The 25,518-nt window shown below is 74.8% G+C and carries 21 protein-coding genes and 1 pseudogene; 6 read left to right on the top strand and 16 right to left on the bottom strand.

Features of this window, described 5'->3' with window-relative positions; translation table 11 throughout:
* Positions 1-60 precede the first annotated feature (60 nt).
* The 9 genes from gatB to ABD823_RS06365 form a co-directional block, all read right to left on the bottom strand.
* Positions 61-1,569 carry an Asp-tRNA(Asn)/Glu-tRNA(Gln) amidotransferase subunit GatB gene (gene gatB, locus ABD823_RS06405; RefSeq protein WP_344856890.1) on the bottom strand — a complete coding sequence of 503 codons (1,509 nt, stop codon included), beginning with the start codon at positions 1,567-1,569 and terminating at the stop codon, positions 61-63.
* Positions 1,566-2,126 carry a hypothetical protein gene (locus ABD823_RS06400; protein WP_344856889.1) on the bottom strand — a complete coding sequence of 187 codons (561 nt, stop codon included), beginning with the start codon at positions 2,124-2,126 and terminating at the stop codon, positions 1,566-1,568. Before ABD823_RS06400 ends, gatB begins: the two co-directional genes overlap by 4 nt.
* Positions 2,123-3,211 (bottom strand): AAA family ATPase, encoded by a 1,089-nt coding sequence (locus ABD823_RS06395; RefSeq protein ID WP_344856888.1) that lies wholly within the window; start codon positions 3,209-3,211, stop codon positions 2,123-2,125. The genes ABD823_RS06400 and ABD823_RS06395 overlap by 4 nt, the downstream gene beginning before the upstream one ends.
* A 34-nt stretch (positions 3,212-3,245) precedes the next feature.
* Positions 3,246-4,745 carry an Asp-tRNA(Asn)/Glu-tRNA(Gln) amidotransferase subunit GatA gene (gene gatA, locus ABD823_RS06390; RefSeq protein WP_344856886.1) on the bottom strand — a complete coding sequence of 500 codons (1,500 nt, stop codon included), beginning with the start codon at positions 4,743-4,745 and terminating at the stop codon, positions 3,246-3,248.
* Positions 4,742-5,041, bottom strand: coding sequence for an Asp-tRNA(Asn)/Glu-tRNA(Gln) amidotransferase subunit GatC (gene gatC / locus ABD823_RS06385; protein ID WP_344856885.1), 300 nt, complete (start codon positions 5,039-5,041; stop codon positions 4,742-4,744). Before gatC ends, gatA begins: the two co-directional genes overlap by 4 nt.
* 541 nt (positions 5,042-5,582) lie before the next feature.
* Positions 5,583-7,670, bottom strand: coding sequence for a putative bifunctional diguanylate cyclase/phosphodiesterase (locus tag ABD823_RS06380; RefSeq protein ID WP_344856883.1), 2,088 nt, complete (start codon positions 7,668-7,670; stop codon positions 5,583-5,585).
* 130 nt (positions 7,671-7,800) lie between these two features.
* Positions 7,801-9,981, bottom strand: a complete 2,181-nt coding sequence (gene ligA / locus ABD823_RS06375) for an NAD-dependent DNA ligase LigA (protein WP_344856882.1) — start codon at positions 9,979-9,981, stop codon at positions 7,801-7,803.
* 164 nt (positions 9,982-10,145) lie between these two features.
* Positions 10,146-10,568 carry a hypothetical protein gene (locus ABD823_RS06370; RefSeq protein WP_344856881.1) on the bottom strand — a complete coding sequence of 141 codons (423 nt, stop codon included), beginning with the start codon at positions 10,566-10,568 and terminating at the stop codon, positions 10,146-10,148.
* Positions 10,569-10,786: 218 nt separating this feature from the next.
* Positions 10,787-11,800: a methionine synthase gene (locus ABD823_RS06365; protein ID WP_344856879.1), complete on the bottom strand. Its 1,014-nt coding sequence runs from the start codon at positions 11,798-11,800 to the stop codon at positions 10,787-10,789.
* Positions 11,801-11,920: 120 nt separating this feature from the next.
* Here ABD823_RS06365 and ABD823_RS06360 point away from each other — a divergent pair, with 120 nt between their 5' ends.
* The gene (locus tag ABD823_RS06360; RefSeq protein WP_344856878.1) at positions 11,921-12,562 is read left to right on the top strand and encodes an MBL fold metallo-hydrolase; all 642 of its coding nucleotides are present in this window, start codon (positions 11,921-11,923) and stop codon (positions 12,560-12,562) included.
* Between the two features lie 277 nt (positions 12,563-12,839).
* Positions 12,840-13,469, top strand: coding sequence for a flavin reductase family protein (locus ABD823_RS06355; RefSeq protein WP_344856877.1), 630 nt, complete (start codon positions 12,840-12,842; stop codon positions 13,467-13,469).
* A 69-nt stretch (positions 13,470-13,538) separates the two neighbouring features.
* Here ABD823_RS06355 and mnmA read toward each other — a convergent pair whose 3' ends face one another.
* A complete protein-coding gene (gene mnmA / locus ABD823_RS06350; protein WP_344856875.1) occupies positions 13,539-14,615 on the bottom strand; it encodes a tRNA 2-thiouridine(34) synthase MnmA in 1,077 nt (358 codons plus the stop codon).
* Positions 14,616-14,674: 59 nt separating this feature from the next.
* Here mnmA and ABD823_RS06345 point away from each other — a divergent pair, with 59 nt between their 5' ends.
* Entirely contained in the window at positions 14,675-15,721 is a 1,047-nt protein-coding gene (locus tag ABD823_RS06345) for a DUF695 domain-containing protein (RefSeq protein ID WP_344856873.1), read from the top strand.
* Positions 15,722-15,953: 232 nt separating this feature from the next.
* Entirely contained in the window at positions 15,954-17,072 is a 1,119-nt protein-coding gene (locus ABD823_RS06340) for a methyltransferase domain-containing protein (protein WP_344856872.1), read from the top strand.
* A 61-nt stretch (positions 17,073-17,133) separates the two neighbouring features.
* On the opposite strand, the gene ABD823_RS06335 is transcribed toward ABD823_RS06340, so the two are convergent.
* The 3 genes from ABD823_RS06335 to ABD823_RS06325 form a co-directional block, all read right to left on the bottom strand.
* Positions 17,134-18,741, bottom strand: a complete 1,608-nt coding sequence (locus ABD823_RS06335) for a DUF6297 family protein (RefSeq protein WP_344856870.1) — start codon at positions 18,739-18,741, stop codon at positions 17,134-17,136.
* Entirely contained in the window at positions 18,738-19,379 is a 642-nt protein-coding gene (gene ccmA, locus ABD823_RS06330) for a heme ABC exporter ATP-binding protein CcmA (protein ID WP_344856868.1), read from the bottom strand. Before ccmA ends, ABD823_RS06335 begins: the two co-directional genes overlap by 4 nt.
* A gap of 113 nt (positions 19,380-19,492) precedes the next feature.
* Positions 19,493-20,662, bottom strand: coding sequence for a cysteine desulfurase family protein (locus tag ABD823_RS06325; protein ID WP_344856866.1), 1,170 nt, complete (start codon positions 20,660-20,662; stop codon positions 19,493-19,495).
* A gap of 107 nt (positions 20,663-20,769) precedes the next feature.
* On the opposite strand from ABD823_RS06325, the gene ABD823_RS06320 reads away from it, so the two are divergent.
* Both ABD823_RS06320 and ABD823_RS06315 read left to right on the top strand, forming a co-directional pair.
* The gene (locus ABD823_RS06320) at positions 20,770-21,276 is read left to right on the top strand and encodes a TetR/AcrR family transcriptional regulator (protein WP_344856864.1); all 507 of its coding nucleotides are present in this window, start codon (positions 20,770-20,772) and stop codon (positions 21,274-21,276) included.
* 194 nt (positions 21,277-21,470) lie between these two features.
* Positions 21,471-22,667, top strand: coding sequence for an MFS transporter (locus tag ABD823_RS06315; RefSeq protein WP_344856862.1), 1,197 nt, complete (start codon positions 21,471-21,473; stop codon positions 22,665-22,667).
* Positions 22,668-22,875: 208 nt separating this feature from the next.
* On the opposite strand, the gene ABD823_RS06310 is transcribed toward ABD823_RS06315, so the two are convergent.
* From ABD823_RS06310 to ABD823_RS06300, 3 genes and pseudogenes are all read right to left on the bottom strand, one after another.
* Entirely contained in the window at positions 22,876-23,829 is a 954-nt protein-coding gene (locus ABD823_RS06310) for an electron transfer flavoprotein subunit alpha/FixB family protein (RefSeq protein WP_344856860.1), read from the bottom strand.
* Between the two features lie 20 nt (positions 23,830-23,849).
* Positions 23,850-24,629 carry an electron transfer flavoprotein subunit beta/FixA family protein gene (locus ABD823_RS06305; protein ID WP_344856858.1) on the bottom strand — a complete coding sequence of 260 codons (780 nt, stop codon included), beginning with the start codon at positions 24,627-24,629 and terminating at the stop codon, positions 23,850-23,852.
* Between the two features lie 340 nt (positions 24,630-24,969).
* A pseudogene (locus ABD823_RS06300) lies at positions 24,970-25,518 on the bottom strand (serine/threonine-protein kinase); the annotation flags it as partial.

Genomic DNA, 25,518 nt, shown 5'->3' with positions numbered 1-25,518 from the left:
GATCGGCGGGACGCGCGTGCCCGTCCGCGGGTGCCCGGCGCAGGCGCCGCCGGGCGGGTGCTAGGCGGAGACGCCGAGCCGCTCCAGGATCAGCTCGCGGGCCCGGGCCGCGTCGGCCTTGCCCCTGCTGGCCTTCATGACGCCGCCCACCAGCGCGCCGACAGCGGCGATCTTGCCGCTGCGGACCTTGTCCGCGGCGTCGGCGTTGTCCGCCAGGACCTGGTCGATGATGGCCAGCAGCTCGCCCTCGTCGTTGACGATCTGCAGGCCGCGGGCCGAGACCACCTCGTCCGGCGTGCCCTCGCCGTTCAGCACGCCCTCCAGCACCTGGCGGGCCAGCTTGTCGTTGAGCGCGCCCCCGGCGACCATCGCGCAGACCCGCGCGATCTCGTCCGGAGTGATCTTCAGGGCGCTGAGCGGCACCCCGGCCTCGTTGGCGCGGCGGGCCAGCTCGCCCATCCACCACTTGCGGGCGTCCGCGGGCGGCGCCCCGGCGGCCACCGTCGCCTCGACCAGGTCGATGGCGTCGGCGTTGTGCATGGCCTCCATGTCGAGGTCGGAGACGCCCCACTCCTGCTGGAGCCGCTTGCGCTTCAGCCGCGGCAGCTCGGGCAGGGCGGTCTTGAGCGAGGCCACCCAGGCGAAGTCCGGCGCGATCGGCACCAGGTCGGGCTCGGGGAAGTAGCGGTAGTCCTGCGCCTCCTCCTTGGACCGCCCCGGGCTGGTGGTGCCGGTGTCCTCGTGGAAGTGGCGGGTCTCCTGGACGATGCGGCCGCCGGCGGCGAGGATCCCGGCCTGGCGCTCGATCTCGCTGCGGACCGCGCGCTCGACGCTGCGCAGCGAGTTGACGTTCTTGGTCTCGGTCCGGGTGCCCCACTCCGCCGAGCCGCGCGGCATCAGCGAGACGTTGACGTCGCAGCGCAGGGAGCCCTCCTCCATGCGCACGTCGGAGACGCCGAGGGCGCGCATGACCTCGCGCAGCTCGGTGACGTAGGCGCGGGCGACCTCGGGGGCGAGCCGGTCGGTGCCGGGGATCGGCTTGGTGACGATCTCCACCAGCGGGATGCCGGCGCGGTTGTAGTCGACGATCGAGTAGTCGGCGCCGTGGATGCGGCCGGTCGCGCCGCCCATGTGGGTGGACTTGCCGGTGTCCTCCTCCAGGTGCACGCGCTCGATCTCGATGCGCACGGTCTCGCCGTCCACCTCGACGTCGAGGTAGCCGTCGAAGCAGAGCGGCTCGTCGTACTGGCTGATCTGGTAGTTCTTCGGCATGTCCGGATAGAAGTAGTTCTTCCGGGCGAAGCGGCACCACTCGGCGATGGAGCAGTTCAGCGCCAGGCCGATCCGGATGGTCGACTCGATCGCCGTGGCGTTGGCCACCGGCAGCGAGCCGGGCAGCGCCAGGCAGACCGGGCAGACCTGGGTGTTCGGCGGCGCGCCGAACGTGGTCGGGCAGCCGCAGAACATCTTCGACGCCGTGCCGAGCTCGACGTGCGTCTCCAGGCCCAGCACCGGCTCGAAGCGCTCCAGCGCCTCGTCGTACGGCATGAGCGTCTCGGTGGTAGTCACAGGTAGGCAAGTCCCTTCAGTGCGTTCCTCGTCTCGGCGACCCAGTCCGCGTAGCCGGGGACCCGGGCCAGGGCGGCGAGGTCGATGTTCCGTCCGATGTACTCGAAGTAGTCGCCGACCGGCCTGCCCCGCCGCGGCGCGACCGCGGCCAGCACCTGGCGGGGGTAGGCGATCCTCTCGACGTCAGCGGGGGCCGGCAGCGCGGGCGGGTCGCCGCCCGCCAGCCCGGCCCACACGGCGGGGTCGGCCAGCGGCCAGGCCTCGGTGTCGCCCAGGCCGATCACCGGCACCAGGTAGTGCGAGTGGTAGCGGACGCCGTCCGCCCTCCCGCGCGCCCGGCCGTCCCGGGCGAAGATCAAGTGGCAGTCGCCCGCGAGCCGCTCCAGCGCCGCGACCCGGTCGCCGCGGTCGCCCGGGATGACCCGCGTGGCCTCGACGTCCACTGTATGCGGCGATTCCCGCACCAGCTCACGGAGCTGCCGGGAGATGACCACGCTGAGGAAGCCCTCGTCGGCCTCCCCCTCGGCGACCAGGCCCGGGACCAGGGAGCGGCTCATGCCGCCGCGTCCAGGTACTCGCGGACCTGGCGGGGCGAGACGAAGGTGCCCGGCTCGCCGTCGGCCAGGACCGGCTTGGCCACGGTCACCCGGGAGACCCGCTCGCGCTCCGGGTCGACGCGGACCGCGGCGTCCAGGAACACCAGCGACTCCGGCGCCGCCCGGGACAGCTCGGCGACCACCACCGGCGAGTGGCTGGTCATGATCACCTGACGGTACGGCTCCGCGCCGCCGGGCTCGCGGACCAGCCGCCGGACCCGCCGGAGCAGCTCCCGCAGCCGGCCGGGGTGCACGCCCGTCTCGATCTCCTCCACCAGCAGGGTGACCGGGTGGTCCGGGTCGTGCAGGGCCGTCAGCAGGCCGAGGATCCGCAGGGTCCCGTCCGACAGCAGCGCGGCCGGGACCGCCCCCTGCCCGTCCAGGACCAGCTCGAAGGACCACTCCCCGCGCTCCAACCGGGGCGCCAGCCCGGCCGCCCCGGGGACGAGCGCGGCGAGGTCGGCCACCAGGTCCGCCATGGCCGGCGTCCCCGCCATCCGGCCGAGCACCGCGGCGAGGTTCGCGCCGTCCGGCGCGAGCGGCCCGCGGTCGCCCGGGGAGCGCCGGGAGCGCATGGCGTGCGGCGCCGGGACGTAGCGGCGCCAGGCGGCGACCGTGCGGCGGGAGGTGGTCACCGGGTCGGGGTCCACCACCAGCAGCTCCAGCAGCTCCTGCGGGAGCCGCCGGGCCACGTGGCCGACGTCCACCCCGGTGGACCGGGGGATCCGCAGCACCATCTCCGCGCCCGTGTCCAGCCGTACCGGGAGCAGGGCCCCCGGCTCCGGGGAGACCAGGGACTCCACCCCCACGGTGAAGGCCGCCACCGGGGCGCCCTGCGCGACCCGGTGGAACTGCTCGTGCGGCACGCCCCGGCGCACGCCGAGGAGCCCGCCGGTGCCGCCGACCTCGTCCGCGACGAACCCCAGCGCGTCGAACAGGTTCGACTTGCCGCCGGCGTTGGGACCGACCAGCACGAGGAACGGCGGCACGTCGATCTCGAAGTCCAGGAACGACTTGAAGCCGTCGATCTCGATACGAGTGATCACGCCCCCGCTTCCCCCTCCAGCGCCCTGTCCGTGCCTAGAGCGCCGGCGCCTTGGACAGCAGGCCGCCGCCCCAGCGGTCGGTCAGGGCCCGCTCCACGGCTGCGCCGACCCGGTAGCAGCGCTCGTCGCCGAGCACCGGGGCCATGATCTGCAGGCCGACCGGGAGGCCGTCCTCGTCCGCCAGGCCGCACGGCACCGAGATGGCCGCGTTGCCGGCCAGGTTGGTCGGGATCGTGCACAGGTCGGCGAGGTACATCGCCATGGGGTCGTCGGCGCGCTCGCCGATCGGGAACGCGGTGGTCGGCGTGGTCGGCGAGACCAGCACGTCCACCTGGTGGAAGGCCGCCTCGAAGTCGCGGGCGATCAGCGTGCGGACCTTCTGCGCCTGGCCGTAGTAGGCGTCGTAGTAGCCGCTGGACAGCGCGTAGGTGCCCAGGATGATGCGGCGCTTGACCTCGGGGCCGAAGCCCTGCGCCCGGGTGAGCGCCATGACCTCCTCGGCCGAGCGGGTGCCGTCGTCGCCGACGCGCAGGCCGTACCGCATGGCGTCGAAGCGGGCCAGGTTGGACGAGCACTCCGACGGGGCGATGAGGTAGTAGGCGGGCAGCGCGGTGGTGAACGACGGGCAGGAGACCTCGACGACCTTGGCGCCGAGGGACTCCAGCAGCTCCACGGCCTCCCGGAAGCGGGCGAGCACGCCCGGCTGGTAGCCCTCGGCGTTCTCGCCGCCGAACTCCTTGACCACGCCGATCCGCAGGCCCGCCACGTCGCCCTCGCGGGCGGCCTCGACGACCTTCGGCACCGCGGCGTCGATGGAGGTGGAGTCGTAGGGGTCGTGCCCGGAGAACGCCTCGTGCAGCAGCGCCGCGTCCAGCACGGTCCGCGCGAACGGGCCCGGGGTGTCCAGGGAGCTGGCGAAGGCGATCAGGCCGTAGCGGGAGGAGCCGCCGTAGGTCGGCTTCATGCCGACGATGCCGGTGACCGCGGCGGGCTGCCGGATGGAGCCGCCGGTGTCGGTGCCGGTGGACAGCGGCGCCTCGTAGGCGGCGACCGCGGCCGAGGAGCCGCCGGAGGAGCCGCCCGGGATGCGGGACAGGTCCCACGGGTTGCGGGTGACGCCGTAGGCGGAGTTCTCGGTGGAGGAGCCCATCGCGAACTCGTCCAGGTTGGTCTTGCCGAGGATCACCAGCCCGGCCTCGCGCAGCCTGCGGGTCACGGTCGCGTCGTACGGCGGGCGCCAGCCTTCGAGGATCTTCGATCCGGCCGTGGTCGGCATGTCCACGGTGGTGAAGACGTCCTTGTGCGCGATCGGCACGCCGGCGAGCGGGCCGAGCTGCTCCCCGGCCGCCCGGCGCTCGTCGACCTTGCGCGCCTGGGCGAGGGTCGTCTCGGCGTCGACGTGCAGGAAGGCGTTGACCTGGGGCTCGACGGCGGCGATCCGGTCGAGGTGGGCCTGGGCGACCTCGACGGCCGAGGTCTCGCCGCGCGCGATCAGCTCGCCGAGCTCGGCGGCGGTCTTGTGGATCAGGCTCATTCTTCCTCCCCGAGGATGCGCGGGACGCGGAAGCGGTTCTCCTCGACGGCCGGGGCGCCGGACAGCGCCTCCTCGGGCGTCAGGCCGGGCCGTACCTCGTCGGGACGGAAGACGTTGGTGAGCGGGAGCGCGTGCGAGGACGGCGGGATGTCGTCGGCCGCCACCTCGGCGACGCGGGCGACCGCACCGATGATCACATCGAGCTGGGCGGCGAAGTGGTCGAGCTCCTCGTCGGACAGCGCCAGCCTGGACAGCCGGGCGAGGTGAGCGACCTCGTCGCGGGTTATGGCGGACATGAGTCGTTGAACCCGTTTCGTGGAATGGCAATCGGACACTGTCATCCTAGAGTGCGTGACCGTGCGTGCCCGACTCCTCGGGTTCCGGTGCGGCCCGGCCCGGTCACGGCCCGCCCCCGGGACGGTCCCCGGAAGGGGGCTGCCGCCCCGGGGCGGCCTCCCGGACCGGACCGTCCGCCGCCCCGCCGTCCTCCCGGCCCGTTCCGGTGCCGCCTCCCGACGGGGAAGCACGTCCGCGCCGGGGAGAGCAGGTGGGGCGTCCCACCGGAACACCCCGAACGGCGCCCTCCAGGTCCCGGCCGACGCGCTCCCCGACGCCCCGGCCATCGACTCCTACTGGACGCGCGACGACGTGGAGATCGACGTCGCCGGGGCCGATCGCAGTCCCATCGCGCAGGAGCTGCGCGTCCTCGGCTCCGTCAAAGAGCCCGGGACGGCTCCTCCGGCGTCCGGCGGGCCCCGCGGCGGAGCCCTCGCCCGGATCGGGGACCGCGGCCGGCGGAGGCGGGGACCGCCGTCGGCCCTCCCCGGGCCGGACGCCTCAGGCCCTCTGGGGGTCGAGGAGACCGGCGGCGCCGGAGAGCGGAAGGACCGGCTTCGCCCGGTCGCGGCGCTCGCGCAGCCAGACCGTGGCCTCGGCGGCGGGCATCGGCTCGGCGAACCACCAGCCCTGGGCCAGGTCGCAGCCCATCGCGGCCAGGCGGGCGGCCGTCTCCCCCGACTCGACGCCCTCCGCGACCGAGCGCAGCCCCAGCGAACGGACCAGGTCGACGATGGAGCGGACGATCCGCTCGTCGTCCCCGGAGTCGTGGATCCTGCGCACGAACGAGGAGTCGATCTTCACCTCGGCGACCGGGAGCCGCTGCAGGCGGACCAGCGAGGAGTAGCCGGTGCCGAAGTCGTCCAGCGCGAGCGGCACGCCCAGCCCGGTCAGCGCCCGCACGGCGTCGGCGGTGTAGGCCTGGTCGGTCATCAGGATGCGCTCGGTGACCTCCAGCTGGATCGCCTTGGGCGGCAGCCGGTACTTCGCCAGGCCGGCCTCCAGCCGCTCGGGGAGCGCGGCGTCGAGCAGGTCGCGGGCCGAGACGTTGACGGAGATCTGCTCGTGCACGCCCGAGCGCCACCAGCAGGCCGCCTGCTCCAGCGCGGCGTCGATGACGTACTCGGTGAGCTGGCGCATCAGGTAGGACTGCTCGGCCAGCGGGATGAACTCCTCCGGGTGGATCGTGCCCCGCACGGGGTGGCGCCAGCGCAGCAGCGCCTCCACCCCCCGCACCTGCCCGGCGGCCAGGTCGATCTTCGGCTGGTAGTGGAGCACGAGCTCGGAGCGGTCGATCGCACGGCGCAGGTCGCCGAGGAGGCTGAGCCGCTCGGGGCTGTTGCGGTCCTTGTCCGCGACGTAGACCTCCACCCCCGTCCGGCCCTCCTTCGCCAGGTACATCGCCACGTCGGAGCGCTGCAGCAGCAGCTCGAAGTCCGGCGCGTGGTCGGGGTGGAGCGCGATCCCGACCGAGGCGTCGAGATCGAAGGTCATGCCCTCCAGCCGGACCGGCTCGGTCAGGGCCACCCGCAGGCGCGCGGCCACCTCCCGGGCCGCGGCGGCGTCCCGGACCGAGGGGAGCAGCACCGCGAACTCGTCGCCGCCGAGCCGGGCGACCACGTCGCCCGGCCGCACGCTGTGGGTCAGCCGGTGCGCCACCGTCTGGAGCAGCCGGTCGCCCACCGGATGCCCGAGCGTGTCGTTGACCTCCTTGAAGCGGTCCAGGTCCAGCAGGAGCAGGCCGACCCGCTCCCCCGGCCGGCTCCGCGCCTCGGCAAGCGCTTCCTCGGTGCGCAGCACGAGCAGCTTGCGGTTGGGCAGGCCGGTGAGCCCGTCGTGCATCGCCTGGTGGTCGCGGCGGACCGAGAGCGTGGCGGTGAAGTAGACCGCGGCCAGCGGCGCGATGAACAGCGGCACCAGCGCCGGGGAGTGGTCCATGACCACCGCGACCAGCGGGGCCAGCCCGAGCAGCGCGGCGTAGACCAGGCTCTGGTGGCCGATCGTGGTCCTGATCACCCGGTGGACCGACCGGCGCTCGTGCAGCGCCACCGCGCCGCACACCAGCAGCCCGCGGACCGCGAAGTAGGCCAGGGCGGCCAGCCCGATCCCGAACAGGTCCTCCCCCTCGGGCGCCCAGGGGGTCTCCGGCGCCGGGCGGTGGCCGAACAGCACCAGCACCACCCCGGCGGCGGTGCAGGCCAGCGTCACCTGGGCGATGTTGAACATCGTCCGGTGCCACGCCTTGCGCGTGACGGCCCCGTTGACCACGATGCCGACGGCCTGCATCAGCACGGCGACCGGCAGTCCGTAGTGGAGCAGCGCCGCGAAGCTGAACATCGTCGACGGGTAGGTGCCTCCCGCCGCGACCGACGACGAGAGCATCACCGGGCGCAGGTCTCCCAGCACGACCAGGACCATGAGCGTCCAGAACAGCGGGGAGCCGGCGAGATCGTCCAGCTCCCCGGGACTCGTCCGCCACAGCGCCACGAGCAGGGCGGTGGTGCCGGTCACGGTGACCGCCGTGAGGTAGGCCCACAGGGGGGATCCCCTCCGGGGTCCGGTGTCGCGCGTATCCGTTGGGTCGGCCATGAGTAATAAAACCCCCATTAGTTCACTATGGGAGACTACGGCCTCTGAGCCACTTCGCGAAACCGATTGCGTACCGTCTGTGACGAAGCACCAATAATGCCTACATAGCGGCGCAGCCCAACACGCTCCGTTACTCCTCCGGCCGGGCCGCCACCGCGGCCGCCGCCTCGGGCCCCTCCTCCAGCAGCACCGCCAGGCCGCTCCCGTCGAGGATCGGCACCTTCAGCTTGACCGCCTTGTCGTATTTGGACCCGGCGTTCTCCCCCGCCACCAGGAAGGAGGTCTTCTTCGACACCGAGCCGGAGACCTTACCGCCCCTGGCCGCCAGGGCCGCCCCCACCTCGTCGCGGGTGTAGTCCGCCAGCGTCCCGGTGACCACGAAGGTCAGCCCGGCCAGGGTCTGCGGCGGCCGGTCGGCCGGCGGCTCGTCCTCCATCCGGACCCCGGCGGCCCTCCACCGGTCGACGATCTCGCGGTGCCAGTCGACCCGGAACCAGTCGTGGATCGCCGCGGCCACCCGCGGCCCGACGCCCTCGACCGCGGCGAGCTCCTCCTCGGTGGCCTTCGCGATCGCCTCCAGCGAGCGGAACTCAGCGGCGACCGCCTGCGCGGTGGGCGGGCCGACGTGCCGGATGGAGAGCGCGACCAGCACCCGCCAGAGCGGCCGGTCCTTGGCGGCCTCCAGCTGCTGGAGCATCTTCTCGGCGTTCTTGCTGGGTGTGCCGTCCTTGTTGGCGAAGAAGGCCACGACCTTGGGCTCGCCGGTCTCCGGGTCGGTCTTGGGCAGGCCGGTGTCGGGGTCGCGGACGACCGACCGGATCGGCAGCAGCTGCCCGATGGTCAGGTCGAACAGGTCGGCCTCGGTGCGGACCGGCGGCTCCTGCGGCGGCAGCGGCTGGGTCAGTGCGGTGGCCGCCACATAACCCAGGCCCTCGATGTCGAGAGCCTTGCGCCCGGCGGCGAAGAAGATGCGCTCGCGCAGCTGGGCAGGGCAGGCCCGGGTGTTGGGGCAGCGCAGGTCGGCGTCGCCCTCCTTCTCGTAGGCCAGCTCGGTGCCGCACTCCGGGCAGTGCGTGGGCATCGTGAACGCGCGCTCGGTGCCGTCGCGCAGCTCCTCGACCGGCTTGACGATCTCCGGGATCACGTCGCCCGCCTTGCGCAGCACCACGGTGTCGCCGATCAGCACGCCCTTGCGCGCGACCTCCGAGGCGTTGTGGAGCGTGGCCCGCTCGACCGTGGAGCCCGCCACCACGACCGGCTCCATGACGCCGAACGGGGTGACCCGGCCGGTCCGGCCCACCCCCACCTGGATGTCGAGGAGCTTGGTGTTGACCTCCTCCGGCGGGTATTTGTAGGCGATCGCCCAGCGCGGCGCCCGGCTGGTGGAGCCCAGGTTGCGCTGCAGGTCGATGCGGTCCACCTTCACCACGACGCCGTCGATCTCGTAGGCGGGGTCGTGGCGGTGCTCCCGGTAGTGCTCGACGTAGCCGTTGATGCCGTCGAGGTCGTCGACGAGCCGGTAGAGGTCGCTGACCGGCAGGCCGAACGCCCGGAGCCGGTCGTAGATCTCCGACTGGGCGCGCGGCCGGACCGCCCCCTCCCACACGCCGATCCCGTGGACGATCATGCGCAGCGGGCGCTGCGCGGTGATCCGCGGGTCCTTCTGCCGGAGCGAGCCCGCCGCCGAGTTGCGCGGGTTGGCGAACGGCGGCTTGCCCGCCGCGACGAGCTGCTCGTTGAGTTCGGCGAACTCCGCGACCGGCATGTAGACCTCGCCCCGGACCTCGACCAGGTCGGGCACGTCGTCACCGGTCAGGCGCTGCGGGATGTCCGCGATCGTGCGCACGTTGGCGGTCACGTCGTCGCCCACCCGGCCGTCGCCCCGGGTGGCGCCCCGGACCAGCCGGCCCTTCTCGTAGACCAGCGAGATCGCCAGTCCGTCGATCTTCAGCTCGCACAGGTAGGGACCGGGGTCCTGCTCGGCCAGCCGCTCGGCGCGCGCCTGCCAGGAGGCCAGGTCGTCGGCGTTGAAGGCGTTGTCCAGACTCTCCATCCGGCTCAGGTGGGCGACCGGCGCGAACTCGGTGGAGATGGGCGCGCCGACCTTCTGGGTCGGCGAGTCCGGGGTGCGCAGGCTCGGGTGCTCCTCCTCCAGTGCGCGCAGCTCCCGCATCCACCCGTCGTACTGCGCGTCGCTGACGGTCGGCGAGTCGAGCACGTAGTAGCGCCAGTTGGCCTCCTCGACCAGCTCGCTCAACTCCGCGTGCCGTTCCAGCGCCGTCACCGGAACGCCCTCGACCTCAACGCCCATCGCCTGCTCTCCCCTCGTCGGACCGGCAGGGAGAATCTATCGCCGGGCACCGACAAACGCCCGGGCGCGGGTCTCCTCCGCGCCGTGCGCGCGGCGTCCCGGGCGGGGGCGGCCCCGCCCGGGGCGCGGACGGGGCGCGGCGGCGGGACGGGACCGCGGAGGACTCAGCCGCCCTGGCGGTAGATCGTCTTCCAGGAGGTGCACCGGCCGGTCGGCTTCTTGGAGGTGCCGCGGCAGACCTTCGCCTTGACCGTCAGGGGGTAGGAGATGTTCTTGCGGAACGTCCCCGTGCCGGGGGTGCAGTTGTAGTAGGCCGCCGAGGCGTGTTTGCCGTTGCTCCCCTTCTGCCAGCGCAGCAGGATCCACGAGCAGCCCTTCCCCCGGGTGTCGCCGAGGCTCCCCCGGATCTGGAAGGCGCTCTGGGTGACGACGATCTTCCCCTTGGCGGTGGCGTGGCCGTCGGTGGAGTGGATCGGCCCCCACTTCCAGCCGGAAGCCGCCGAGGCGGCCGAAGCCGCCGTGGACCCGCCCAGGACGAGGGCCGCGGTGGCGGTCAGGCCGACCAGGACACGGACGCCGGTACGCATGAAAACTCCAGACATGTGGACGTTCTTTGACATGTCCAGAAATAGGGCTTCGTACTTGCGGGCCGCTTGAAGCCCCGTTGCAACCCGGGCGACGCGGACGCGCCCCGGCCGGTCGCCCGGCGCGCGACCCGGTCCCGGCCGCACCCCGTCAGGCGGCGCGGCGGGCGGGTCCCGGTCCCGGCCCGCGCCCGGTCAGGCGCGCGGCGGGCGGGTCCCGGTCAGTCGCCCGGGTCCTCCCGGAGCACGCGGGCCGCCTCGCGGCACTTCGCCAGCGCGGCGCGGGCGTAACCGGGCGAGGCCCCGGCCAGACCGCAGGCGGGGGTGAGCACGACCTGCCGCGCCAGGGTGGCGGAGGGGAAGCTTAGGCGGCGCCAGAGCCCGACGGCGGGCCGGGCGACCACGCCGACGTCCGCGAGCGGGGCGTCCCCGCCGGGCACGACCCCGAGGAAGAAGGCCGTCCCGGCCTCCACGCACTCGCCGATCGCGTCCTCGTCCCTGCGCCGCAGCAGGGAGGCGTCCAGCGAGACCCCCTTCGCCCCCGCCCCGCGCAGGACCGCCAACGGCACCTCGGGGGCGCAGCAGTGCACGATCGGGAAGGTCCCCTCCGGCAGCGCGGCCAGCACCGACCGGAGCCGCTCGGTCACCACCGGGGCCTCGACCGCGCGCAGCCGGCCGAACCCCGACGCCGTCGGCACGGTGCCCGCCAGCACGCCGGGCAGGCCCGGCTCGTCGAGCTGGACCACGAGCCCGGTGATGCCCGGCACCCGCTTGCGCACCTGCGCCACGTGCGCGGCGAGCCCTTCGGCGAAGGAGTCCACCAGGTCGCGCACGGCCCCGGCGTCGGCGAGCGTCCGGTCGCCGTGCCGCAGCTCCACGGCGCCGGCCAGGGTCCACGGCCCGCACACCTGGATCTTGAAGGGGCCCTCGTACCCCTGGGCCGCCTCCTCCAGGCCGTCGAGGTCGCGCCGCAGGTGGTCGCGGGCCCGCTTGGCGTCCCGGCCGGGCCGGTCGGTGAACCGCCAGCCCGAGGGCTGCACCTCCACGGGCAGCTCCACCAGCAGCGAGGCCCCCCGTCCGACCATGTCGGCGCCGACGCCCCGCGCGGGCAGCTCGGGCAGGTACGGCAGGGCGGGGAGCTCCCCGAAGACGATCCTGAGCGCCTCGGCGTGGTCCTCCCCCGGATGCGACCCGATGCCGGTCGCGGCCGCCTCATCCCACGGAAACGTGTTCACGGTGGCCAGCTTAGGCCCGTCCGCCGATCACGGACGCGGCCGGGCGGGACCGCTCCGGCGGCGCGGAGACGACCGGAGCGTCCTCCGGGTCCCCGGACGGCACGCCGATAACATGCGATCATGAAGCTCACCAAGTTCGGCCACGCGTGCGTCCGCCTCGAGAAGGACGGCACCGCCCTGGTGATCGATCCCGGCTCCTTCAGCGAGGAGGAGGCGCTCGAGGGCGCCCGGGCCGTACTCGTCACCCACGAGCACTTCGATCACGTCGAGCCCGACCGGCTCCGCCGGGCCGCCGAGGCCGACCCGTCCCTGGAGATCTGGACCTGCGAGGCCGTGGCCGCCACGCTCGCCGGCGTCCCGGCGGAGATCCGGACGGTGCGCGACGGCGACACGTTCGGCACGGCAGGCTTCCAGATCCGGGTCGTCGGCGAGTGGCACGCCCCCAACCACCCCGACCAGCCCATCGTGCAGAACGTCGGCTTCCTGGTGGACGAGGAGGTCTTCTACCCGGGCGACGCGCTCACCCCGCCGGGCACCGAGGTGCCCACGCTCCTGGTGCCGACCAACGCGCCGTGGCTGAAGCTCCCGGAGATGGTGGCCTACCTGCGCGAGGTCCGCCCCGCCCGGGCCTTCTCCACCCACGACGGCCTGCTCAACGAGCTCGGACTGGGCCTGATCGACCGGTGGCTGCAGACCGAGTCGGACGCCCAGCGGGCCGAGATGCGCCGCCTCGCACCCGGCGAGTCGGTCACCCTGCCCTGAGCCCCGGAGGGACCGGCCCGGAGCGGGATCAGCCCGCGGTGAGGACCTCCTCGGGCGGAGCGAGGTGCCGGCGGAGCGCGGCGCGGCTCGGTGACCGTCCCGGCATGGCCGTCCGGCAGAGCCGGGCAGAAGGCGGCGCGGGTCCGACGGGCCGGAAACTCGGCCGGGGCGGCCACGTCGGGGTTGCCGTCGGGCATGTCGCGCCTGCTCACCGGCCCGTCCTCGCGACGGGAGACTTCGGGGTCCGCCGAAGCGTCCCGCTCCTACGGTTACGGCCATGACCACGCACGACGACGACGGCCACCTGGTGATCTCCCCGAGCATCCTGTACTTCGGGACGCCGGTGGTCCTGCTGACCACCGAGAACGACGACGCAGGCGTCAATCTCGCGCCCATCTCCTCGGCGTGGGCGCTGGGCCAGGTGGTGGTCATGGGGTTGGCGCGGTCCAGCCAGACCGCGCACAACCTCATGGAGCGCCCCGACCTGGTGATCAACCTTCCCGCGCCGGAGCAGTGGACGGCCGTCGAGCGCCTGGCGCCTCTGACCGGCCGTCACCCGGTGCCGCCCGAGAAACAGGGCCTCTACCGGTACGAGGACGACAAGTTCGAAGCCGCCGGGCTGCGCCCCGAGCCCTCCGGCATCGTCCGGCCTCCGCGCGTCGCCGGCTGCCCCCTCCAGTTGGAGGCGCGCGCCGAAGGCATCCGGCCCGACAGGGCAGGGGGCTTCCTCATCGTCGAGTCGCGGGTGCTGCGCGTGCACGCCGCACCCCGCATCGTCGTCCCGGGGACGGATCGCATCGACCCCGCCGCCTGGAGCCCTCTGATCTACAACTTCCGGCACTACCACGGCCTCGGTCCCGAACTCGGGCGCAGTTTCCGCTCCGAGACCACCCGCCGGACCCCCTGATCCCCCGGGCGGCGGGCGGGCCGTCCGGCCACCGCGGGAAGCGGTCTCCTCCCGCCCCCGGCGGGCGGGTCAGGCGGCGGAGGCGATGGTGGCGGAGCCGATCACGGCGTCGCCGAGGTAGAGCACCGCGGCCTGGCCCGCCGCCACCCCGGTGGCGGGGGCGTCCAGCACGATGCGGACCTCGGAGCCGTCGCCGGAGACCTGGGCGCGGCAGCCGTACACCTCGCCGTGGGCGCGGAGCTGGACCGTGCAGGCCAGCGGCTCGCGGGGCGCCTCCAGCGGGCCGTTCCAGACCGGCCGGACGGCCGTGATGGAGGTGACCTCCAGCGACGAGCGCGGGCCGACCGTCACCGTGTTGGTGACCGGCTCGATGGACAGCACGTAGCGCGGCCTGCCGTCGGGGGCCGGCCGGTCGATGCGCAGCCCCTTGCGCTGGCCCACGGTGAAGCCGTAGGCGCCCTCGTGCGTGCCGACGACCTGCCCGGACTCGTCCACGATCGGGCCCTCGGCACTGCCGAGGCGGTCGGCGAGGAAGCCCCGGGTGTCGCCGTCGGCGATGAAGCAGATGTCGTGGCTGTCGGGTTTGTCGGCCACGGTGAGCCCGCGGCGCGCGGCTTCCGCGCGGACCTCGGCCTTGGTGGAGTCGCCGAGCGGGAAGATCGCGTGGCTGAGCTGCTCGCGGGTGAGCACGCCGAGCACGTAGGACTGGTCCTTGCCCTCGTCGGGGCTGCGGTGCAGCACGCCGTCGACGAGCCGGGCGTGGTGCCCGGTGGCCACCGCGTCGAAGCCCAGCGCCAGCGCCCGGTCGAGCACCGCCTCGAATTTGATCTTCTCGTTGCAGCGCAGGCAGGGGTTGGGCGTGCGGCCGGCGGCGTACTCGCTGACGAAGTCCTCGACCACGTCCCGGTGGAACCGCTCGGCCATGTCCCAGATGTAGAAGGGGATGCCGATCACGTCGGCGGCCCGGCGGGCGTCGCGCGAGTCCTCGATCGTGCAGCAGCCCCGGGCGCCGGTCCGGTAGGACTGCGGGTTGGCCGACAGCGCCAGGTGCACGCCGGTGACCTCGTGGCCCGCCTCGGCGATGCGGGCGGCGGCCACGGCGGAGTCGACGCCGCCGGACATGGCGGCAAGCACACGGAGAGCCATAACTCTTGAAGCCTACCTGCGTTGGCAGACGCACCGTCGTACTGGGAGAATCCAGGACCATGCGACTGTTCGGGCGCAAGGGCGGATCCGGCGAGGAGCCCGCCGACGGCACGGCCGAGTTCTGGTCGTGGTGGGCCGGGGCGAGACCGGAGCTGGACGCGATGGTCGCCGCCGGGGAGGCCGACCGGCTGGCCGAGTGGATCGCGCCCGCGGTGCAGGTGGTCCACCCCTCCCTGGTCTGGGAGATCGCCCCCGGACGCGACGCCGACCAGGCCCTGGTGGTCACCGCGGCGGGCGATCCCGAACTGCGCCCCCTGGCGCACCGCTGGGCCGCCGCCGCGCCGCCCGCCGACACGCTGTGGGAGTTCCACCCGTCCCGGCAGCCCAACCCGCACGCCATGGACATCTCCATCGACGTGGGCGGCCACGGGTTCCGCCTGGACGAGCTGGTGCTGGGCCTGCGGGTCCCGCACGGCGGTCCCCGCCTCGACGTGGTCGCCCACCACCCGCTCTTCGGCCTCCTCGACTCCGACACCAGGACCGAGGCGACGCTGCTCGCCCTCGACTGGCTGCTCGGCGAGGACGACGTGGCCCGCTGGGTGGGCGACGTCTCCGCCTCCCAGGTGCCGCCCATCGACGCCGTGCCCGCCGTCCACCTGCCCGGTGTGGTCGCCGACCTGGCCTCCGACTTCCGCCACGAGCAGTGGGCGCTGCTGGAGGGCGAGACCGCCACCGGCGCCCGCCTGATCGCCACCGCCCGCTACCCGCTCCGCCCGGTCGACCACCCGCTGTTCGACCAGCACATCGCGATCACCCTGCCCTACCGGCACCGCGACGCCGACGGCCTGCCCGTCGGGCCGTCGCTGGAGGCGCTGCGCGACTTCGAGGAGCGCCTCGCCGGGCGGATCAGCCGGTTGCACGGCAGCGCCGTGCTCGCCGTCCACACCAGCGCCGAGGGCCAGCGGGTGCTGCACGTCTACGCCGACCCGGCGGGGGACGCGGCGGTCCACGCCGAGGAGCTCGTGGTGAGCTGGGAGGAGGGACGGCCCCGGGTGGACGTCGCGAGCGACCCCGGCTGGATCGCCGTCTCCCCGTTCCTGAGCTGACGCGCCCGGGGGGCGTTCCCGGGCCGCCGCCCGCGCTCCCGGGGCGACGTCCGGGTTCCCGGGTTCCCGGGTTCCCGGGCCGGCGCCCGGGCCGTCTGGCCCGGATGCGGGCGGCGGGTGCGGCGCCGCCGGGTGGCGGCCGCGCGGCGTTGTGTGCATTCCTCCCTACAACCGCCCGCCCGTACCGGGAACCCTTACGGCATGCCGCCCCCCTCACCAGGAAGGACATGCCATGCCCGCCCCGCACACCGAACCCGCTCCGGACACCGGGGCCGACCGCGGCGACCTGCTCGCCGAACGGCTGCTCGACGGCGCCGTCGACGCCCTGGAGCTCTTCTCCGTCTACCTCGGCACCGAGCTGGACCTCTACCGGGCCCTCGAACGGCACGGCCCGCTCACCCCGGCCGCGCTGGCCGGGCACGCCGGGATCGCCCCGCGCTACGCCCGCGAGTGGCTGGAGCAGCAGGCCGTCGCCGGCCTGCTGGAGGCGGTCGGCGGGGAGCCCGCCGGGGCCGCCGACGAGCGCCGCTACCGCCTGGACCCCGCGCACGCCCGGGTGCTGCTGCACGCCGACGACCCCGCGCACGCCGCGCCGTTCGCGCACCTCCTCGCCGGGATCGGCGGTGTGCTCCCCCGGGTGGCCGAGGCCTACCGCACCGGCGAGGGCGTGCCCTACGAGGCGTACGGCAGGGCGTTCCGGCACGGCCAGGGCCACATCAACCGGCCGGCCTTCACCCACGAACTGCCCACCGCCTGGCTGGCCGCCCTGCCCGACGTGGTCGCGCGGTTGAAGACCGCCCCGCGCCCGCGCATCGCGGACGTGGGCTGCGGGCAGGGCTGGTCCACCCTCGCGCTCGCCCGCGCCTTCCCGCACGCCGAGGTGGAGGGCATCGACCTCGACGAGGCCTCCATCGCCGAGGCGCGTGAGCAGGCCGCGCGGGCCGGGCTCGCCGGCCGGGTCCGCCTGACGTGCGCGGACGCCGCGTCGCTGGCCGGCGCCGGCCCCTACGACCTGGTGCTGATCCTGGAGGCGCTGCACGACTTCCCCCGGCCGGTGGAGGCGCTGCGCGCCGTCCGCGCCGCCCTCGCCCCCGGCGGCGCGGTGCTGGTCGCCGACGAGCGGGTGGCCGACCGGTTCACCGCGCCCGGCGACAAGGTCGAGCGGATGATGTACGGCTGGAGCGTCACGCACTGCCTGCCCACCCAGCTGGTCGAGCGGCCGTCGGCGGCCACCGGCACCGTGCTGCGCGCCGGCGCCCTGCGCGCCTACGCGGCCGAGGCGGGGTTCCGGCGGTGCGCCGTGCTCCCGGTCGACAACGACTTCCTCCGCCTGTACCGGCTCGACGGCTGACCGCCCGCCGGCTCCGCGTCCACCGCGGCGTCCGCCGTGGCGGCCCGAGGGATCCGCCGGGTCATCCGGCCTCGCGCCTCCCCGACCGCAGCAGGAAGCCCGCCAGGACGGCCGCGCCGAGCAGCGCCTGCGCGGCCAGGAGGCCACCGGGCTCGGCGGACCCGGACGCCAGTGCCCCGATCAGCGGCAGGGATCCGAGCACCGCGAGGTCGATCCCGGTCAGAGCCCAGATGATCGGGCCCGTCGGGATCACCCCCATCGGCGTGTCGATAACCGGCAGCGCGTGGTCGGGCGGCGGTCTGCGGGCGGCCCGCAACGCCCCGGCCGCCGACGCGGGCGCGGCCAGCGCTCCCAGCAGCCACCACGGGCCGGCGGGAAGCGCACCGCTCAGCGTGAGCCCGGCCAGGGCGAGGACCAGCCACGCGGCACCCAGCAGTCCCGGCAGCAGCGCCCTGGCGGCGAGGACCCTGCGGGGCCCTGTCCCGAGCATCCGCGCCAGCGCGGGATCGGACGCGTCCCGGCGGGCGCCGGAGACACCCGCCAGCGCGGCGGCCAGCGCGCCCGCGACGACGAGGCCGGCGACCACCAGGCCGCCTGCCATCGCGTCCGCGGCCGTGGCCGCCGCCGTGCCCAGCGGGCCGGAGCCGTCCACCGCCGTGCCCACCGCCGTACTCGCCGCCGGGTCCGTCACCGCGCCTGCCGGGCCGGAGCCGATCGCCCCCGCGGCGAGCGCGGGCAGCGCGGCCACCGCGGCCAGCACGGCCACCGGCCACGGACGGCGCGCCAGCCGCCGCCAGTCCTGCCAGGCGACCGCCGACGGCGCGGGCAGGGCGGGCCAGGGCCGGGAGCGGAGCACCCGGCCCCGCCAGTGCTGCTCCTCCGCGGCCCAGGTGACGACCCCGGGGTCCAGAGCGGCGGCGACGGCGGCCGCCCTGCCCGCCCGGGTGGAGGCGGCCAGCAGGGTCCGGGCCGGGATCCGCTCCAGCGCCGCCCACGCCCGCCGCACCAGCGCGGCGGCGGGCACGGCGGAAAGCCCGGCGAGCGCCGCGCCCAGGGCGGGCGGCGCGGAGGCGGCCAGGGAGAGCAGGCGGTGTCCCGGCGCGGACGACGAGAGCACGACGGCCGCCGTCAGGACCGTGGCCGCGGCGGCGGCCGGGACGGTCCAGGATGCCTGCTCCCGTGACGCCTGCGCCAGCACGGCGGCGGCCGCGCCGCCCGTGGCCGCCGCGATCCCGAGGACGGCCGCCGCGGCCAGCCGTACCGCCGGCAGGTCGGGGGCGCCCAGGACCGCGAGCGCGCCCACGCCGAGCACCGCTCCGGCCGCGGCGGAGACCGCGAGGAGGAGACCCGCGGGGCGTCCCAGCACGCCGCGGCGGTCGAGCGGGGAGAGCAGCAGCCAGGCCGCGTCGGCGGGCCGCGGTACGACGGGGCCGATCACGCGGGCGGCGGCGAGGAGGCCCGCGTAGACCAGCAGGAGCAGCGCGACCCCGGCCCCGGCGCGTGACGGGTCGCCCGGCCGGAGGGCCGCGGCGAGCATCCGGGAGGCGGGCTCGGCCAGCACCACGGCGGCCATGGCCAGCCCGAAGACGGCCGTGTAGCGGTCCGTCCAGCCCCGGCGCCGGCGGCCGCGCGCGCGGATGAAGGCGCGGACGGCCGGTACGGTGCTCACGCGGCGCTCCTCACCCGTCCGGCGGCCAGCTCGACCCGCCGGCCCCCGGCCGCCTCGGCGAGCGCCGCGTCGTGGGTGGCCATCACCACAGCCCCGCCCCCGGCGGCGTACTCCGCCAGGATGGCCGCCAGCCGCCGCCGGAAGCCGGCGTCGAGCCCCCGCTCCGGCTCGTCCAGCAGGAGCAGCCGGCTCGGCCGCAGGAAGGCCGCCGCCAGCAGGAGCCGCTGCCGCTGACCGGTCGACAGGGCCGGGGGCGGCGCGTCCGCCCGCCCGTGCAGGCCGAACGCCTCCAGCGCCGCTTCGGCGTCCAGCCGGGAGGCACCGTGCACGGTGCCCATCAGCTCCAGGTGCTCGCGGGCCGTCAGCCCCGGGTACCAGGCGGGCTCGTCGCCCGCCAGGACGACGTCGCGCCAGAACGCCGGCTCGTCCCGGGGCGGCCCGCCGAGCACGGAGAGCTCCCCGGAGTCCGGGGACCGCAGCCCGGCCAGGCAGCGCAGCAGCGTCGACTTGCCCGCGCCGTTCTCCCCCGCCACGGCGACGATCTCGCCGCGGGCGACCGTCAGGTCCACGCCCCGCAGGACGGGTTCACCGCCGAGCACGACTCCGAGGCCGCGTGCCGTGATCAACACTCCGCTCACCGTTCGACCCTAGCCGGGCGCGGGCCCGCCCGCGCCCGGGGCCGGAGCGCATGCGGGACGGAGCGGGCGGACCCGCGGATCAGGGCGAGGCGGGCGGAGGGCGGGCCCGCGGATCAGGACAGGCCGGCGCGGCGGGCGCGTTCCACGACCGAGCCGATCACCTCGGCGACGCGGTCGACGTCGGCCTCGGTCGAGGTGTGGCCGAGGGAGAAGCGCAGGGAGCCGCGGGCCCGCACCCCGTCGGCGCCCATGGCGAGCAGCACGTGGGAGGGCTGGGCGACCCCGGCCGAGCAGGCGGAGCCGGTGGAGCACTCCACGCCCTTGGCGTCCAGGAGCATGAGCAGCGCGTCGCCCTCGCAGCCGGGGAAGGAGAAGTGCGCGTTGCCGGGGAGGCGGTTCACCGGGTCGCCGTTGAGGATCACGTCGGGCACGGCCTGCCGTACCCGGTGGACGAGGTCGTCGCGGAGGGCGGCCAGCCGGGCCGCCAGCTCGGTCTGCCGGGCGACGGCGGCCTGCACGGCCGCCGCGAGGCCGGCGATCGCCGGGGCGTCCAGCGTGCCGGAGCGCACGTCGCGCTCCTGCCCCCCGCCGTGCAGCACCGGGACCGGGTCGACGCCGCGGGCCAGCAGCAGCGCTCCGACGCCCATCGGCCCGCCGACCTTGTGCCCGGAGAGCGTCAGCGCGTCCGCCCCGGACTCCGAGAAGACCACCGGCAGCTGGCCCACGGCCTGGACCGCGTCCGTGTGGAACGGGATGCCGTGGTCCCGGGCGATGGCGGCGAGCACGCGGATCGGCTGGACGGTGCCGACCTCGTTGTTGGCCCACATCACGCTCACCAGGGCGACGTCGTCCGGGTCGCGTTCGATGGCCTCGCGGAGGGTCTGCGGGTGCACCCGGCCGTACGCGTCGACGTCGAGCAGCTCGACGGTGGCGCCCTGGTGGTCGGCCAGCCAGTGGGCGGGGTCGAGGGCGGCGTGGTGCTCGACCGAGCTGATCAGGATGCGGGTCGCCCCCTTGGCGCGGCGGGCCCAGTAGAGGCCCTTGATCGCCAGGTTGTCGGCCTCGGTGCCGCCCGAGGTGAACACGACCTCGCTGGGCCGGGCGCCGAGCGCGTCCGCGATGGACTCGCGCGACTCCTCCACCACCCGGCGGACCCGGCGGCCCGCCGCGTGCAACGAGGACGCGTTGCCGACGTCGCCGAGCCGGGCGGTCATCGCCTCGATCGCCTCGGGGAGCATCGGCGTGGTCGCCGCGTGATCGAGATAAGCGGGCTTGACTGCCATGCTCCCCCTCCGCGACTCGTTGTGCAGCCTTCCAAGCGTATCCGCGCCCGCGACGGAAGGCGTCCCGCGGTTGCTACTGAACCGTCCGGACGGTACAGTAGCGGCCCATGAGACGGGAGGAGCTACTGGACGCTGCGGAGGAGCTGCTGTCCGACGAGGGCTCCTCGGCACTCACCCTGTCGGCCGTCGCCGAGCGCGCCGGCTGCAGCAAGGGCGGCCTGCTCTACCACTTCGCCACCAAAGAGGCCCTGATCAAAGCCATGGTCGAGCGGTTGATCGACGAGTTCGACGAGCTCGTCGCCGCCCAGGGCCACGACACCTACACCAAGAACTACCTGGCCGCCACACTCGCCGCCGTGCGGAGCGGCAGGCTGCGCCGCTGGGCGGTGGTCACCGGCGCCTCCGGCAGCCCCTACCTCCTCGCCCCGCTGCGCGAGGCGATGGCCCGCTGGCACCGCGAGGGCCTGGAGTCCGAGCCCGACCCGGTGGCCGCGCAGATCGTCCGCCTGGCCTGCGAGGGGATCTGGGACGTGGCCAGCCACGACCCCGGCCTCTACGACGAGCGGCACTACGCCGAGCTGCAGCGGCGCCTGCTGGACCTGCTGCCCGGCTAGCCCGGGCCCGGCCACCTCTCCCCACCCCCTCACCTCCGACCCCGGCGGGCCCTTCCGGCGCGATCCCCCGCGCCCGGCCGCCGGGACCCGGCGCGCGCGAAGGCGGCCGCCCCGCACCCGCGGAGGCGGCCGGTTCCCGTGCGCGGCGGCAGACCTGATCCGGATCCAGAAGACTCTGCAGAAGGGATCGTGTGATGACCCGCGACCTGAGGAGAGCCCGCAACGGGGCGATCCTCACTTTCGTACTCGGTGGACTGCTGTGCGGATCGATGACCGTGCGCCTGCCCGCGTTCTCCGACAAACTCGGCCTGTCCGAGTCCTCGGTCGGCCTCACGCTGCTGGTGTGGGGACTGGGCGCGCTGGTGACCATGCAGTCGATGCGCCGGGTGATGACGCGCTTCGGCAGCCGGAGCGTCCTGCGGGTCGGTGCCCCCCTCTGTGCCGCCACCCTGGTCCTGGTGGCGCTCGCCCCCTCCTTCCCCGCGCTGCTGGTCGCGGCCGGGCTGTTCGGCCTGGCCTTCGGCGCGCTGGACGTCGCGATGAACGCGCAGGGCTCGACGGTCGAGCGGGCCCACGGCCGCCCGCTGATGAACGGCATGCACGCCGGCTGGTGCGTGGGCGCGATGGGCGCCGGCGTGATCGGCTCCGCCGCCATCGCGGCCGGGCTGTCGGTCACCGCCCACCTGACGCTCGTCGCCCTGGCCGCGCTGCCCGTGCTGGTCGCCGTCAGCCGCTCCTACCTGCCCGACCCCGCCCCCGCCGCGGAGGCCGGCCGGTCCGGGACCCGGCACCGGATGCCCCCGGTGGTCTACCTTCTCGGCGTGATCGCGTTCTGCGCGTTCATGGTCGAGGGCACGATCGCGGACTGGAACGGCCTGTACCTGCGCGGCACGCTCGGCGCCCCGGAGGCCGTCGCCGCGCTCGGCTACCCGGTCTTCGAGGCGGGCATGCTGCTCGCCCGCCTCGCGGGCGACCGGATCCGGGCCCGGTTCGGCGCCCGCGGCATGGTCGTCTTCTCCGGGCTGTCCACCGCCGCCACCTTCGCCGTGGTCATCACGGTGCCCTCGGCGCCGGTCGCCGTCGCGGCCATGTTCTTCGTGGGCCTGTCGGTGGCGACGGTCTCCCCGGTGGCCATGTCTCTGGCGGGCGACGCCACCCGCAACCCCGGCCCGGCCATCGCCCAGACGGGGGCGATGGGCTACGCCGGTCTGCTGCTCGGCCCGGTGGTCATCGGCTTGCTGTCCGATCTGGCGTCGCTGCGGGTCGCGCTCGGCACGGCCGTCGCGCTCGGCGTCCTGATCGCCCTGGCCGCCCGCTTCCTCCCCCGGTACGGCACGGCCGCCCCGGCCCCGGCGCGGGCTTCCGAGCACGGGCTCACCGTGGCCGCCTGACCTGCCCGGTCCGGTCCCGGTCCCGGCGCCGTTTCCGGGTCCGGGCCCGGGCAGGGCGAGGGCCGGGGAACGCCCCGGCCCCATCCGCCGGACAGCGCGTCCCGGGCGGCGGGCGGCGGCCCGGACGGGACGGCGGGAAGCGGAAGGGGCGGGGAGCAGCGTGTGCTCCCCGCCCCTTCGCGCACGTCCCCGCGCGGGCCCGCGGCGCCTACTTGCGCTTGGCGATCTCCTCGGTCAGCTGCGGGATGACCTGGTTGAGGTCGCCCACCACACCGAAGTCGGCGATCTCGAAGATCGGCGCCTCGGGGTCCTTGTTGACCACGACGATCGTCTTGGCGGTCTGCATGCCCGCCCGGTGCTGGATGGCGCCGGAGATGCCGGCCGCGATGTAGAGCTGCGGCGAGACGGTCTTGCCGGTCTGGCCGACCTGGAACTGGTGCGGGTACCAGCCGGCGTCGGTGGCGGCGCGGGAGGCGCCGACGGCCGCGCCGAGCGAGTCGGCCAGCTTCTCGATGATCGAGAAGTTCTCGGCCGAGCCCACGCCCCGGCCACCGGAGACCACGATCGCGGCCTCGGTGAGCTCCGGACGGGCGCCCTTCTCCTCCTTGACCCGCTCCACGACCTTGGCGGTCTTGGCGGCCTCGGAGACGGCCACGGAGACCTGCTCCTCGGCGCCCGCGCCCGCGGCGGCCTCGACCGGGACCGCGTTCGGGCGGACCGCGATGATCGGGATGCCCTTGGTGACACGCGAGCGGACGTTGACGCCGCCGCCGAAGATGGACTGGTCGGCGACCGCGCCCTCCTCCAGGCCGACCACGTCGGTCAGCACACCGGAGTCGGTCCGTACGGCCAGCCGCCCGGCGATCTCCTTGGCCTCGGCCGTCGCGGCGACGAGCACCGCGGCCGGGGAGGCGGAGGAGACGAGCTGCTGGAGCAGGTCGACCTTCGGCGCGACCACGTAGTCGGCGATGTCGGCGGAGTCGGCGACGTAGATCTTCTCGGCGCCGTGCTCGGCCAGCTTGGCCTTGGCGTCGGCGGAGTAGCCCGGCCCGGTCCACACGGCCGACGGGGCGCCCAGCCTGCGGGCGAGCGTCAGCAGCTCCAGCGTGACCTTCTTGATCTGGCCTTCGACGTGCTCGACGAGAACGAGAACTTCGGACATGTCAGCTATTCCTCCCGTCCTCAGATGAACTTCTTCGACGCGAGGAACTCGGCGGCCTTCGCGCCGCCGTCGCCCTCGTCCTTGACGATCGTGCCGGCCGCGCGCGGCGGGGCGGCGGCGAAGTCGACGACCTCGCTCCAGGAGTTGGCCAGGCCCACCTGGGAGGCGTCGATCTCGGCGTCGGCGAGGCCGAGCTTCTCCACCGGCTTCTTCTTGGCGGCCATGATGCCCTTGAAGGACGGGTAGCGCGGCTCGTTGATCTTCTCGACCACGGAGACGACCGCGGGCAGCGATGCCTCGACCTTGTCGTAGCCGTAGTCGGTGACGCGCTGGATCGCGATGGACGACCCGTCGACCTCGACCTTCTTGGCGAAGGTCAGCTGCGGCACGCCCAGGCGCTCGGCCAGCATGGCGGCCAGCACGCCGGTGCGGGCGTCGGTGGACTCGGAGCCGAGCACGACCAGATCGAACCCGATCTTCTTCAGCGCCTGCGCCAGGGCGTAGGAGGTGCCCAGCGCGTCCGAGCCGTGCAGGCCGTCGTCGACCAGGTGGACGGCCTTGTCGGCGCCCATGGCCAGGGCCTTGCGAATGGTGTCGCTGGCCTTGTCGGGACCCATGGTGAGGACGGTCACCTCACCGCCGTGGGCCTCCTTCAGCAGCAGCGCCTCCTCGACCGCGTATTCGTCGAGCTCGTTGATGACGCCGTCGGCGGCGTCGCGGTCGAGCGTCTTGTCATCGGACCGCAGCTTGCGCTCGGTCGCCGTGTCGGGGACCTGCTTCACGCAGACGACGATGTTCATGGCCGGTGGCCGACCTCCCGTGTTCGCGTGCGCCACCGCGTCGCCGCGGCTGACGCCGGATGCTCGGTACGCACACGCGGGGCACGTGCACGTGGATGCCAAGACTGCCAGGTGCCCGAGGGCGGCATGACAGCGGGTGGCCCGGGCGGGACATGCCCTCCCTGGTCCCCCGCCCTCATGTTACCCATCGGTAGCTTAGGCGCAAACCGCCACCCCGTACGGCTTCCACCGCCCGATCGGCCTCCTACCCGGCGAGTCATCACCTCCACCATACAGAACGATGTTCCGGAATCCGCGCGTGGTGTCCGCCACCCCCGCGAGGCACGGGACCCGGCGGGACTCAGCTGCTCAGGACGATGACGACCAGCACCAGGACCACGGTGCCCAGGGCCAGTGCGAGGGTGAGCGGGCTGAAGAGCGCGCCCAGCAGGAAGCAGAGCCCGGCGGTCCCGGCCGCGCAGGCCAGGTCGAGGAGCGCGCGGCCCCGGTTGCGCCGGGCGAAGAGCGCGACGCCCCCGTCCACGAGCATCGCCACGCCGTAGGCGGTCAGCAGCAGCAGCGCCGCCTCCGGCAGCGGGCTCCTGGCCGTCGCGGCCGCCAGCGCCGTCAGCAGACCGGTGCCGATCACCCAGCGCCGGTGGAGCACGGCCCGGCGGCGCTCGCGCGCCTCCGGCGGGAAGACGGCGGACCGGATGCGGCGGCCCGGCCGCCACTCCCGGGTGTCCAGCCCCTGCACCCCTGCCGCCGTGACGGGCGGGGCCTCCGGCGGGACCTCCCGCGAGACGACGGTCTCCGGCCCGGCCGCCCCCGCGACGACCGCCTCCGCGCCGCCGGCGGGCGCCGGGACGGGCCTGCGCGGCCCGGGAGCCCGCGCCGGCTCCGCCCGCGG

Source organism: Planomonospora alba (assembly GCF_039534085.1).
GTDB lineage: Bacteria > Actinomycetota > Actinomycetes > Streptosporangiales > Streptosporangiaceae > Planomonospora_B > Planomonospora_B alba.
This window is presented reverse-complemented; position numbering and strand designations above follow the sequence as displayed.